This window comes from Chitinophaga sp., assembly GCF_035538455.1.
Taxonomy (GTDB): domain Bacteria; phylum Bacteroidota; class Bacteroidia; order Chitinophagales; family Chitinophagaceae; genus Chitinophaga.
Map to the genome: position 1 here is coordinate 1 of NZ_DATLKJ010000113.1, position 13,522 is coordinate 13,522.

Here is a 13,522-nt window from a genome sequence, read left to right on the forward strand (position 1 = left end):
CTGCCCTTTGTACCACACTTCACCCAGTCCTATCAATGGCAGGAAGAGATGCGATAACGGCGCAAGGTCACCGGAGGCGCCTACAGACCCCTTTTCAGGCACCAGTGGCGTCACCCTGTTCTCAATATGCCAGATGATGCGTTCCATTGTAGCCAGCGCAGCGCCGGAGTATCCCTGTGCCAACGCATGCACTTTGGTGATCAGCATGATACGGGCAATCTCCTCCGGAATACTATCGCCAACGCCTACACTATGGCTCTGCAGAATGTTGTATTGCAGCGCACGGGTATCTTCTTCAGAGATCTTGGTATCGCACAGCGGACCGAAACCGGTATTGATACCGTAAACGGTGGTATGCTGTGAAACGATAGCCTGTACATGTCCGTGGCTGGTCTGTATGCGGGAAACAACTTCCGGTGTCAGCACCCCTCTGGTCTTGCCGGACGCAATGTCCAACACTTTGCCAACCGTGAGATGGTCTGTTCCGTATTTGAAAATATCGCTCATGGCTCAGGTTTGTTTTGGTGTATGATTATAATTGTCTGGTAATACGTTCTGATAAAGGTTGCTGCTGTACTGCCTGTTCTATCTGCGCAATAGCTGCCAACACCTGCTTGCTCTGCGGACTTTCGGCTACCAGGTCGTTCATCGCAACGGTAATCGCATCCCATATAGGCTGTATGCGCTGCAGCATCTCCTCCCCCTTTTTGGAGAAGGCTACCAGCTGCCTGCGGCCATCCTCCGGACACGGCGTCGTCTTCAACAAGCCTTTCTTCTTCAGATTGGTGACCATCTGGCTGACAGCAGAATGAGATATTTCTAGCTTCTCCGCTATATCAATAATAGGCATAGGCTGCTGCTCTGATAAAAGATAAAATACCGGGAACCAGCTGGCATCAAAAGAAATACCGGCTTGTTCATATACCCTGTTCACCTCCATAAGAAAGTATTCACTCAACCTGCGCAGACGGCTGCCGAAAACGAGATAACCTAATGACTGATAAAAACTCAACTGTGATTCTTTTATGATTTTCTTGATTTCCCTGATGACGGGATATAATGCCATGCTGATTTACAAACATCCAGCCCATCATCAACACATATTACATAAGCACTTATACAATATTATATAAGCACTTATACAATATTACAAAAACAAACTGTGATAAATTATCATTTTCTTGATTTTCCCGATTTATTAACAATAATGATCAAAACATCATCTCAACAAATCAGGAAAATCAAAAAAATCACAATTAATCACAGTCCTATTTGGATTGCTTATTCTTTTTCATATCGAACCACACGGGAGAGGTATCTTCAACTTCACCGTTGTAGTTGATAAAGAGCTCTTCCCCCCTCTTGATTTCCCGGCGGGTAATAATACTCATGGTCTCTGCCTCAAAGTCCATCTCATATTCACAATTAGGGTTGTAATCGTGATTGTAGATAGAACAGAAGCCCAGTGCCACGCAGGAGCGGGTTTCTCTGACACCCCAGAGGAAAATGTAATTGTGGAGTTTTGTCTTGTCCACTATTTCAGTGTCGTCGTAAGAGAGCACCAGCACCGGGGAGGTTTCAATACGGGTACCAGCGGGAATCCTTTCTTTAGTATAGACTCCCCTGCCCTTGCCCTTCGACTTATCAATATACAAGTACGGCTTTATCATAGCACTTATTCAAATGAAAGAAGGCGTAAAGTAAAGTTAAAGAAGGAAGTTATCAAAATCATGTGTAAAAAATTTAGGTTTGCGGCCTGGGAAATATTTTTTTTGTGTTAATAATCCAAACCGCGAATGATCAATTACAACCCAAAGGAATGGTTTACGTTTATATTCCGCATACATAAAGCGGATACCGTACGGAAGCTGTTTCCCATGTTTATTACCCTGTCTGTCTACTCCGCGCTGATAGCCTGGCTGGAGCTCTCCGTATGGAAACTCTCTGACTCCAGCGAATTAAAAAATATATCCATGATGCACCAGCTGCTGGGCTTCGTGATATCACTGCTGCTGGTGTTCCGTACCAATACAGCCTATGACCGGTGGTGGGAAGGCAGGCGCCAGTGGGGAACACTGGTGAACAGCAGCCGCAACCTCGCCATGAAGCTGCAATCCATGCTGCCTGTCGAAAATAAGGCCGCCAGAGCCTATTTCAGGGCAATGATCCCCAATTATGCCTTCGGTCTTAAAAACCATCTCCGCAAAACCTATCTCCCAGAAGAGATGGAAGACACTGCTGGCGAGCCCCTTGCCCCGGATATCTCCAGGCATGTTCCCAACCAGCTGGCACTGCAACTGATGAATAAAACCAATGAACTGTTCCGGGAAGGACAACTTACCGGCGATCAGCTCATTATTCTCAACAATGAATTGCAGTCCTTCACAGAAATATGCGGCGCCTGCGAAAGGATTAAAAACACGCCCATTCCTTTCTCCTACAGCGTTTTCATCAAGAAGTTCATCTTCTTCTATATTATGACCATGCCCTTCGGCTTTGTATTCAGCCTCGGCTACCTGATCATACCAATGGTAGTATTCATCTTCTTCGTACTGGCCAGCCTGGAGCTGATCGCTGAAGAAATCGAAGATCCCTTCGGTAAAGACGCCAATGACCTCCCGCTGGATACTATCTGTAACAATATCCGGCTACATGTAGGAGAATTATTATAACAACAATCCTGTAACGTCCTGTTAACGTCCTATTTTAACTTATTTTCGCGCATAGAGTCAATTGTACATGGAAAACGAAGCTTTACTGGAAAAATTCAGCATGCTGACAAAGGAAAAGAACTACCGCGAACTGTCAGTATACCTGGACGACCAGCTGATTACGGACATAGCCGAGTTGATTTATGAAACGCCTGAAGAAGTCGGCGTTATCATAAGTAACCTGTCGATCGGAAGAGCGGCAGCGGCTTTCCGTATCCTTGACTTTCCCCAGCAGGAGGATCTGATCAGGGAGCTGGCCCCCGCCAAAGTAGCAGAACTGATGAATGAACTGCCGGCGGATGACCGTACTGCCTTCCTGGAAGAACTACCCAGCGAAGCGGTAAAGGAACTGATAAAGCTACTGGACCCCGAGGAACGACGAATCACCCTCTCTCTGCTTGGCTACCCTGAAAACAGTGTAGGCCGCATCATGACACCCGATTACATTGCCGTACGGGAACAATGGACGGTCAAAGAAGTGCTGAACTATATCAGGGAACATGGAAGAGACAGTGAAACCATCGACGTGATATATGTCATTGATGAAAAAGGCCATCTGCTGGACGACTTCCGTATCCGGGAATTCCTGCTGGTTGCCCAGGACACAATCGTACATACCCTGATGGATGACCGCTTTGTATCCCTGCATGCCAACGACGACCAGGAAGAAGCCATACAGGTATTCCGGATGGAAAATCGTGTAGCCCTTCCCGTTGTAGACGATAACGGAATACTGCTCGGCATCGTAACCATCGATGATATGCTGTGGATTGCCAACGAAGAACATACGGAAGATATCCAGAAGATCGGTGGTACCGAAGCCCTGGACGAGCCATATCTCGATATGCCCCTCCTGAAACTCGTAAAGAAGCGCGTAGGCTGGCTGGTTGTGCTGTTCATCGGTGAGATGTTAACAGCCACGGCTATGGGGTTTTTTGAAGACGAAATAGCGAAAGCCGTTGTACTGGCCCTGTTTGTACCACTTATCATTTCCAGTGGTGGTAACAGCGGATCCCAGGCTTCCACCCTTATCATCCAGGCAATGGCACTGGGTGAAATCACTGTAACCGACTGGTGGCGTGTTATGCGCCGTGAGATTATATCCGGCCTGCTGCTCGGCAGCGTACTGGGGATCATCGGCTTCATACGCATCCTCCTCTGGAATACCTTCTTCCATACTTACGGCGCCCACACCATCCTGATAGGCGCCACTGTAGGTATATCGCTCGTGGGCGTGGTACTGTGGGGAACCCTGTCAGGCTCCATGCTCCCACTGGTACTGAAAAAATGCGGCGCGGACCCCGCCACCTCCTCTGCCCCGTTTGTAGCCACACTGGTGGATGTAACCGGCTTGCTGATATACTTTACTGTCGCGTACACCCTTATGCGTGGTATACTTCTATAACTGCTTTCATTTTCCGCAAAATCACAAAGGGAGCAATATCCTCTACGGTCTTTGCTCCCTCTGTGATTTTGAGGGAAATCTTCTAATAACAATCCTCTTTCAAAGTAGTCCCCTTTGTCGTCTTCCTCACCACAAACAACCAGCCGTATTCATTCTCCCCAACCGTTTTCATATGCGGTGTAGCCTTCAGGCTATGCAACACGGGCACCAGTGTATTCGAATGCCCTATTATCAGCAGATGCTTGCCCCAGTCGCCATGCCGCGTGATCTCATAGATCAGCGACTCTCCCGTGGTATCCGCCTTATAAAAGCACGTATCCACATGCAGCTGAATCCTTACACTATCCGCCGTCTGGATGCTCCTCTTAAAGGGAGTTAGGTAAATCTTATTGATCCCGGAATCTCTCAGCAACCGCGACAACTCCCCAGCCCGCTGTAATCCCGTTTCTGTTAGGGTGGAATCCCCACCCGGATGCTGCTCTGCATGCCGCACCACATAGAAAATACCCGTAAGGAAAGTAGTATCCTCAGATACCGGTATCTGCGTACGCACCGGCGGCTTAGGCTTGCAGGCGGTTATCGTCAGGAGGGAAAATAATATGGCTGGCACAATTCGCATAGCGCAATGATTGATCATGAGAAGACAGGCGTCTATCCAAAAAATACAGCAATTTATGATTAAACCATTACATTTAACACCCAACAAAATAATGAACCACTATGAGAAAATGGGTAATACCCGCCATTTTTCTTCTATCAGCCAACAGTATATATGCCCAGCAATCAGGGCCACTCACGGTAGAAAAGATCATGCGCGACACCAGATGGATAGGCACCTCCCCCGATAACGTATTCTGGGGCACAGACAACCAGACCATCTATTTCAGCTGGAATCCTGAAAAGCAACTAACTGACTCCCTTTATTATGTAAATGTCCGTAATAAAGTCCCGGCAAAGACCAATGCCGCTGACCGCAGCCTGATAGAAGCCCGCGGCAATGGTTCCTATAACCTCGACAAAACGCTCCTCACCTATAGCTACCAGGGCGATATATTTTTACTGGAAATCAAAACCGGTAAAGTAACCCGCCTTACGCAGACAGCTGCCATAGAATCCAGACCGGTATTCAGTTTCGGAGGAAAGCAGATCGTGTATCAACAGAACCGCGATCTGTATGCATGGGATAGAAGCACTGGACTCATCACCCAACTCACCAGCTTCATCACCGGCAGCCAGCCACCGGCAGAGAAAGCAGACAAAGACCGCGGTAATACAGAAGAAAAATTCCTGAAGGCACAGCAGCAGGAACTCCTGCAGGTAGTGCGCGACAGAAAAGCTAAGAGCGATGCCGCCACCGCCTTCAATAAAGCACATGAACCTAAACCACTGCGCAGCCTGTACCTCAGCGATAAGCGGCTGCAGGAAACAGAAGTAAGCCCCGATGGCCGCTTCGTAACCTACCGCTTATTTAAATCCGCCGATGCCCGCAATACCATCGTACCGGACTTCATCACATCCTCCGGTTATACCACTGATATTCCCGCACGTGATAAAGTAGGCTCTCCCCAAGGCGCCTTTGAAAGCTTTGTGTTTGACCGGGAACGTGATACCATACTGCCTATCGTTACCAGCGACCTGCCAGGAATCAAAGATCGCCCCGATTACGTTAAAGACTATACGAAAAAAGATAGTGCTGTCACACGTGATGTAATCGTCAGCGGCCCCTACTGGTCTGATCAGGGTACTCATGCCATCGTAGACATCCGCTCCCAGGATAATAAAGACCGCTGGATCGGATTGCTGGACGCAGCCACCGGCAAAGTGAAATCACTGAACCGCCAGCGCGATGAAGCATGGGTGGCCGGTCCCGGTATCGGTTGGAGCGGAGGAGGCACTGCCATGGGCTGGATAGATGAAAACACCTGCTGGTACCAGTCGGAAGCCAGTGGTTATTCACACCTCTATACCACCAATACCGGCAGCGGTGAAACCAAACAGCTCACCGGCGGCAACTATGAAGTACAGCAGGTACAGTTATCCAACGATAAAAAGTACTTCTACATCATCACCAATGAAGTACATCCCGGGGAGAAACAGTTCTATCGTATAGGCGTCAACGGTGGCAAGGCAGAAAGACTCACCACTATGCAGGGAGCACATGAAGTAAGCCTCTCCCCGGATGAAAAATGGATCGCCTACCGCTACTCTTATTCCAACAAACCCTGGGAACTGTATCTGCAACCCAACACACCCGGCGCCAAACCAGTGCAGGTAACCACACTGGCGCAGTCAGAGGAGTTCCGTTCCTACCCCTGGCGCGATCCGGAAGTAATCACCTTCACCGCCAGAGACAACCAACCCGTATATGCACGGCTGTACCAACCCGACCCCGCTAAAAAGAACGGGGCAGCTGTGATCTTTGTACATGGCGCAGGATACCTCCAGAATGCACATAAATGGTGGAGTAGCTATTTCCGTGAATATATGTTCCACAACCTTCTTACAGACAAAGGCTTCACCGTGCTGGACATAGACTACCGCGGCAGCGCAGGCTATGGCCGCAACTGGCGCACAGGCATCTACAGGCACATGGGCGGCAAGGATTTGGACGATGAAGTGGACGGCGCAAAATATCTGGCAGACAAATTGCAGGTGGATGCCCGTCGCATCGGTATCTATGGCGGCAGTTATGGTGGCTTCATGACACTGATGGCCATGTTCACCACTCCTGACGTATTTGCATCCGGTGCAGCATTACGCTCTGTTACAGACTGGGCGCACTATAATCACGGTTATACCAGTAATATACTGAATGAGCCGTTCACAGACAGCATAGCCTATCGCCGCTCCTCCCCCATCTATTTCGCGGAAGGACTGAAAGGCCACCTGCTCATGTGCCACGGCATGGTAGACGTCAATGTGCATTTCCAGGACATCGTGCGTTTGTCACAACGATTGATAGAGTTAGGAAAAAATAACTGGGAGCTGGCTGTGTTCCCCGTAGAAGATCACGGTTTCACAACACCTAGCAGTTGGACAGATGAGTATAAACGAATACTTTTGCTTTTTGAGCGCACGCTATTGTGATTTAGGTATTTAGGTATTTGATTTCGGAATTTTACATGCAGCGAAGGCTGATATTTATTGTTTAAATAAATAATTACAACAAACCGCAATCTCCGCTGCATGTAAAATTGCTACATTTGAAAATCTCCAATTTTCAAAATCAAATAACAAAATGCCTAAATAACCAAATAAAAAAATAGAAAAGGGAATACAGTGAATAAATGATGTGAATGTTAAGTAATCTTAATTTTCACAAAGTTTACCACCGTATTCCCTTTTTTCATTTAAGTTTGAATGCACGTTGATATATAACCATATCTTAACTACATATTGAACGTTTTTTCGCACTTACTGGTGCGATTTTATCATTTTATGCGATATTGCAATATAAACCTAACCAAAACCTTATTAGCAAATGTGTGGAATTGTAGCTTATATCGGGCAGAGAGAAGCCTACCCGGTAGTATTGAAAGGCCTTAAAAGACTGGAATACCGCGGTTACGACAGTGCAGGCGTAGCCATTATCAACGGCGGACTACGGGTTTACAAGAAAAAAGACAAAGTGGCCGCACTGGAAGAACATGTTGCCAGCGAAGATATGCGCAGCCGTATCGCCATCGGCCACACACGCTGGGCCACACACGGAGAACCATGCGACCGTAATGCTCACCCCCACGTATCTGGTGACGGTAAATTATCAATGGTACACAATGGTATCATCGAGAACTATGTACAACTGAAACAGGAACTCATTAACAAAGGACACATCTTTCAAAGTGATACCGACACCGAAGTCCTGCTGCATTTCATTGAAGAGATCAAACGCAGCAACCAATGCCCGCTCGAAGAAGCACTCCGTATTGCACTCAAACGTGTGGTCGGCGCCTATGTGATCGTACTCATCGATGAAGAAAATCCAGATACACTCATCGCAGCACGCAAAGGCAGCCCGCTCGTAATCGGTGTAGGAAAGGGTGAACACTTCCTCGCTTCCGATGCCTCTCCTATCGTAGAATACACCAAAGAAGTAGTGTATGTAAATGACTATGAGATCGCCATCATCAAAGCAGATGAACTGATACTGAAAAATATCTCCAACGAAAGACAAACGCCTTACATCCAGAAGCTCGACATCGAACTGGCTGCCATCGAGAAAGGCGGTTACGATCACTTTATGTTGAAAGAGATATTCGAACAGCCGCAAACCATCCAGGACAGCCTCCGCGGCCGTCTCGATGCTAAAAGCGGGACCCTCACCCTTGGCGGTATCCGTGAGTATGCAGATCTACTCAAGAATGCCAACCGCATCATCATTGTCGCCTGCGGCACCTCCTGGCATGCAGGCCTCGTAGCCGAATACATGATTGAAGAATTGTGCCGCATACCAGTGGAAGTGGAATACGCATCAGAATTCCGTTACCGCAACCCGGTAGTAGGCCCCGGCGATGTCATCATCGCAATCTCTCAATCCGGCGAAACAGCGGATACCCTCGTAGCCATCGAAAGCGCCAAGGAAAAAGGCGCCATCATCCTCGGTGTCTGCAACGTAGTCGGTTCTTCTATTGCACGCCTCTCCCACGCCGGTGCCTACACACACGCAGGCCCCGAAATAGGCGTAGCCAGCACCAAAGCCTTCACCGCACAACTCGCCGTACTCTGCCTCGTAGGCCTGAAAATAGCCGCAGAAAAAGGCACCATCACACAACAGCGATTCCAGCACCTCCTCGATGAACTCGATGAAGCACCGGAAAAAGTAGCCACCGCACTGCAACTCGATGAACAAATCAAAAAAGTGGCCGACAAATACAAAGATGCCCGCGACTTCCTTTACCTCGGCCGTGGTTACAACTTCCCGGTAGCCCTGGAAGGTGCACTAAAACTGAAAGAAATATCTTATATACATGCTGAAGGATACCCCGCAGCAGAAATGAAACACGGCCCCATCGCACTGGTAGACGACAAACTGCCCGTTGTGATCGTGGCAACCAGGGACAGCTACTACGAGAAAATAGTGTCCAACATACAGGAAATCAAAGCACGCAAAGGCAAAGTAATCGCAATCGTAACGGAAGGAGACCAAACTATTCCACCAATGGCAGATGATGTAATCGTAGTTCCATCTGCCGACGAACTGGTAGCCCCCATCATTTCAGTGATACCACTACAGCTGCTCGCGTATCATATCGGCGTATTGAAAGGATTTGACGTAGATAAGCCAAGGAACCTTGCTAAGTCTGTGACAGTTGAATAAATAACTATTGAGGATTTTTTTATGTAGTCATTCTTCTATTTGGCTTTCGAAAATCCGAAAATCAAATAGAAAAATAACTACATAAAAAATCCCCAAATACAAATCTGCTTCCATGAATAACATACAGAAAAGACCCCTGTCTGCACTGGGGTATAACTTCATTGAGAAAGCCTTACCCGAGGGTAAGGACGAATATTACCTGCGTAATGAGCAGTGGAACAAACACGACCAGTACAGAAGATTACAGGCGCACGAAGTAGAAGCACTGGTACGTAACGACAATACTTCAGATGACTGGAACAATATCTTCGTTTCACATGAATTCAACCCGCAACTGGTGCAGCACTGTCATTTCTACGGCATGGTGCGCATCGGCAAGCTCGAACCATATTACCTCGAATTCCATAACCTGCGCCTGCCCGTAGGGCTCTATAACAGCACCATCTGCGCCTGCGATTTCGGCGATAACGTAGTGGTACATAACGTCAACTACCTCTCCCACTACATCCTCGGCAATGAAGTGATAGTCGCCAACGTCAACGAAATGGCCACCACCGACTATGCCAAATTCGGCAACGGTATTCTGAAAGAAGCCGAATCCGAAAGCGGCAGAATCAGACTGGAACTCTGCAACGAAAACGGCGGCAGAAGTGTACTCCCCTTTGACGGCATGCTTCCCGGAGATGCCTATCTCTGGACTCGCTACCGCGATGATGAAAAACTGCAGGATCAGTTCAAAGCATTCACAGAAAAACAATTCGACAAAAGACGCGGCTACTACGGCATGGTAGGCGATCGCACCGTGATCAAGAATTGTAAGATCATCAAAGATGTAACCATTGGTACGGATGCCTACCTGAAAGGCGCCAATAAATTAAAGAACCTCACCATCAACAGCAACGGCAACGCCGCCTCCCAGATCGGTGAAGGATGCGAACTGGTGAATGGCATCATCGGATACGGCTGCCGCGTATTCTACGGTGTAAAAGCCGTGCGTTTTGTAATGGCTTCACACTCACAGCTGAAATATGGCGCCAGGCTGATCAACTCATACCTCGGTAACAACGCCACTATCTCCTGCTGCGAAGTATTGAACTCATTGATATTCCCGGCGCATGAACAGCACCACAACAACTCATTCCTCTGCGCAGCGCTCGTCATGGGACAAAGCAACATGGCCGCCGGCGCCACCATCGGATCTAACCACAACTCCCGCGGCGCCGATGGCGAAATCATCGCCGGCAGAGGGTTCTGGCCCGGCCTCTGCGTAAGCCTCAAACACAACTCAAAATTTGCCTCCTTCACGCTTATCTCCAAAGGCAACTACATGTCCGAACTGAATATCAATATCCCTTTCAGCCTCGTACTCAATGATGAACACGATAACCGCCTGAAAGTGATGCCAGGATACTGGTTCATGCACAACATGTACGCCATTGCACGCAACTCCTGGAAGTATGTTGACAGAGATAAACGCACCGATAAAACACAACTGATCGAATACGATTACCTCGCACCGGATTCTGTGGAAGAAATGACTACTGCACTCGCCATCATGGAAACCGCTGTGGGTAAAGCCTGGTACGCAGTGCCCGGCATTGTTAACGGAAAAGAACTAACGGAAAAGGATATACGTAACAAAGGCAGGGAACTCCTGCTCAACCATCCGGAAGAAGTGGCTAAGCTCACCATACTCGCCAGCGGAATGGAAAACAGCTCCCGCGAAGTGCAACTACTGAAAGTCCATAAAGCCTGGCCATTATTCCGGGAATTGATTATATTGTATGGCATTAAGAACATACTTGATGCCAACATCGCAGACTACGCCACATTGCAAAACGTCGCACAACATGCACAGCGCGGCGAATGGATTAATGTGGGCGGACAATTGATGAAAGCTGAAACCGTGGCCCGGCTGAAAGCCGACATCCGCGAAAACAAAATCTCCGGATGGCCGCAGCTGCACGAAGCATACGTGGAAACTGGCCATGCATATCCTGCCGACAAACTGCGTCATGCTATTGCCAGCCTCCTGGAAATAAAGGAAGTGTCCCCAATGGATCTCACTCCCGAACTACTCTCCGGCTGGATGGACGACAGCATCCGCACTATGGAGTGGATCACGGAAAATATCCGCCGCTCCCGCGAAAAAGACTACAAGAATCCTTTCCGCCAACTGGCATATGAAAATGAAAAGGAAATGAACCTGGTAGTAGGCAGCCTCGAAGATAACAGCTTCATCACACAAACGGTCAGCGATCTGGCGGCATACAAGGCCAGTGTAAAACAAATCAATGACGGATGGAAACTAAAGAAAAAAACAGGTGTGGCTGGAGTTTAAAGGACAAATTGTACATGGACTATCATGATCATGAATGGGGCACTCCCAATCATGATGACCGCCATCTCTTTGAAATGCTCAACCTCGAAGGCGCACAGGCTGGCCTCAGCTGGTATACGGTGCTCACCAAAAGAGAAAATTACCGCAAGGCATTTGATAACTGGGATGCGAAGAAGATAGCCAGATACGATGAAAAGAAAGTGGAAGCGCTCATGCAAAATGAAGGTATCATCAGAAACCGCCTGAAGATCAATGCCACCATCACCAACGCAAAAGCCTTCCTCTCCGTACAGAAAGAGTTCGGCACATTCGACAAATATATCTGGTCGTTCGTACAACATAAACCACTCATCAATCACTTCAAAAGCATGTCGGAAGTACCGGCCAAAACAGCCATATCAGACGCCATGAGCAAGGATCTCCTGAAACGCGGATTCAAGTTCGTAGGCTCTACTATCTGTTACGCCTATATGCAGGCTACCGGCATGGTAAATGATCATATTACCGATTGCTGGAAACGGAAAAAGTAATATTGTCTGAACTGTGATTTGTGTGATACTGTTGATTTTCCTGATGAGCGAAGTACAGGAAGAAGCTTTTTATAAAAGATCAATCATCTCTACAATCTTCGCTCATCAGGAAAATCAACAGTATCACATAAATCACAGTTCAGACAGTTACTCAATGATCACCTCGCTCAGTTCTTCATTCTTTATCAGCGAATAATCTGTGAGCGTATTCAGAAAATGATATAGTTGCCGTTGTTCCGTTGCCGATAAAGGAATTCCTTTCTTCACCTGTGGATCAGTTCCTGGTAATGGTTCCACCCCATGATCGTAAAATGCAAACACCTGGAAAATATCAAAGAAGCGGCCATCATGCATATAAGGCGCACTCTTGAGAATATTACGTAAAGTAGGCACTTTGAACTTCAGGTAGTCTGTGCTATCGCTGGTGATCCTCATACGGCCAGCATCATTCAGCGGGGCAAAGTAAGGCAGTCCGTTACCGCGATAGCTCAGGTCCGTAAAAAGTGGTTCTTTATGGCAGGATGCGCATTTCTGCTGAAAGATGGTATAACCGGCCGATTCCTCTGCAGAAAAATATACGCCTGGGATCTTCCTCATCACACTATCATACTTAGAGCCGGCAGAGATCATTGTCGCAACAAACTGCGTGATGGCTTTAAACATCCGTTCACTGGTCACTTCTTCAGAACCGAAAGCCTCCTTGAACATCTTACGGTAGCGCGCATCGCGCTGCGTTTTTTTTAGCAGCTCACGCAAATCCACCGCCATCTCAGCATGATCGGTAAGCGGTGTCAATGGCTGCATCTCCAGGTTATTCACACCACCGTCCCACATAAACTCCTTTTGCCAGATCATGTTAAAGATAACGGGCACGGAGCGGATTCCTTGTTGTCCGCCTACACCATGACTAAGCGCATGATCAAAATGACCAAAGGCCGCAAACTGCTGATGGCAGAAGCCACAGGAAACCGTGCTGTCTCTGGAAAGGCGGTAATCGTAAAACATAAACCGCCCCAGTGCAACCCCCTGTTTCGTAAGCGGATTTTGTGAGAAGTTGTATACGGGCGGTGGAAAACCCGGCGGAAGCTGCAATACGTAAGGATCGGGGGCAGCATGGGCGCTATAGCCCCTGCTCTCCTTTCTTCCCGCCTGCACAAGCAATAGCAGCAGACAGAAAGCACTGGCTATATACCATGCTTTGCGGTTCATGAACGGGTT

At 48.0% G+C, this 13,522-nt stretch carries 11 protein-coding genes; 6 read left to right on the plus strand and 5 right to left on the minus strand.

Annotated features, from left to right (window positions below):
- From VM802_RS13855 to VM802_RS13865, 3 genes are all read right to left on the minus strand, one after another.
- Nucleotides 1-507: aromatic amino acid lyase (locus tag VM802_RS13855; RefSeq protein WP_325531424.1), on the minus strand; the 507-nt coding region annotated here is incomplete at its 3' end.
- A gap of 25 nt (nucleotides 508-532) precedes the next feature.
- Nucleotides 533-1,066, minus strand: a complete 534-nt coding sequence (locus VM802_RS13860; RefSeq protein WP_325531426.1) for a MarR family winged helix-turn-helix transcriptional regulator — start codon at nucleotides 1,064-1,066, stop codon at nucleotides 533-535.
- Nucleotides 1,067-1,268: 202 nt separating this feature from the next.
- On the minus strand, nucleotides 1,269-1,670 hold the full coding sequence (locus tag VM802_RS13865) for an SET domain-containing protein (RefSeq protein WP_325531428.1): 402 nt from the start codon (nucleotides 1,668-1,670) through the stop codon (nucleotides 1,269-1,271).
- Nucleotides 1,671-1,796: 126 nt separating this feature from the next.
- On the opposite strand from VM802_RS13865, the gene VM802_RS13870 reads away from it, so the two are divergent.
- Both VM802_RS13870 and mgtE read left to right on the plus strand, forming a co-directional pair.
- Nucleotides 1,797-2,672, plus strand: a complete 876-nt coding sequence (locus VM802_RS13870; protein WP_325531430.1) for a bestrophin family protein — start codon at nucleotides 1,797-1,799, stop codon at nucleotides 2,670-2,672.
- Nucleotides 2,673-2,739: 67 nt separating this feature from the next.
- The gene (mgtE, locus tag VM802_RS13875; RefSeq protein WP_325531432.1) at nucleotides 2,740-4,116 is read left to right on the plus strand and encodes a magnesium transporter; all 1,377 of its coding nucleotides are present in this window, start codon (nucleotides 2,740-2,742) and stop codon (nucleotides 4,114-4,116) included.
- A gap of 82 nt (nucleotides 4,117-4,198) precedes the next feature.
- Here mgtE and VM802_RS13880 read toward each other — a convergent pair whose 3' ends face one another.
- A complete protein-coding gene (locus VM802_RS13880; RefSeq protein ID WP_325531434.1) occupies nucleotides 4,199-4,735 on the minus strand; it encodes a histidine phosphatase family protein in 537 nt (178 codons plus the stop codon).
- A gap of 101 nt (nucleotides 4,736-4,836) precedes the next feature.
- Here VM802_RS13880 and VM802_RS13885 point away from each other — a divergent pair, with 101 nt between their 5' ends.
- The 4 genes from VM802_RS13885 (at nucleotide 4,837) to VM802_RS13900 (ending at nucleotide 12,304) form a co-directional block, all read left to right on the plus strand.
- Nucleotides 4,837-7,203, plus strand: a complete 2,367-nt coding sequence (locus tag VM802_RS13885) for a S9 family peptidase (RefSeq protein ID WP_325531435.1) — start codon at nucleotides 4,837-4,839, stop codon at nucleotides 7,201-7,203.
- Between the two features lie 394 nt (nucleotides 7,204-7,597).
- Entirely contained in the window at nucleotides 7,598-9,433 is a 1,836-nt protein-coding gene (gene glmS, locus VM802_RS13890) for a glutamine--fructose-6-phosphate transaminase (isomerizing) (RefSeq protein WP_325531437.1), read from the plus strand.
- A gap of 112 nt (nucleotides 9,434-9,545) precedes the next feature.
- Nucleotides 9,546-11,774 (plus strand): DUF4954 family protein, encoded by a 2,229-nt coding sequence (locus VM802_RS13895; protein WP_325531439.1) that lies wholly within the window; start codon nucleotides 9,546-9,548, stop codon nucleotides 11,772-11,774.
- Nucleotides 11,735-12,304, plus strand: a complete 570-nt coding sequence (locus VM802_RS13900; protein ID WP_325531441.1) for a DNA-3-methyladenine glycosylase I — start codon at nucleotides 11,735-11,737, stop codon at nucleotides 12,302-12,304. Before VM802_RS13895 ends, VM802_RS13900 begins: the two co-directional genes overlap by 40 nt.
- A 147-nt stretch (nucleotides 12,305-12,451) precedes the next feature.
- On the opposite strand, the gene VM802_RS13905 is transcribed toward VM802_RS13900, so the two are convergent.
- Nucleotides 12,452-13,513 carry a cytochrome-c peroxidase gene (locus VM802_RS13905; protein ID WP_325531443.1) on the minus strand — a complete coding sequence of 354 codons (1,062 nt, stop codon included), beginning with the start codon at nucleotides 13,511-13,513 and terminating at the stop codon, nucleotides 12,452-12,454.
- Nucleotides 13,514-13,522: the final 9 nt, after the last annotated feature.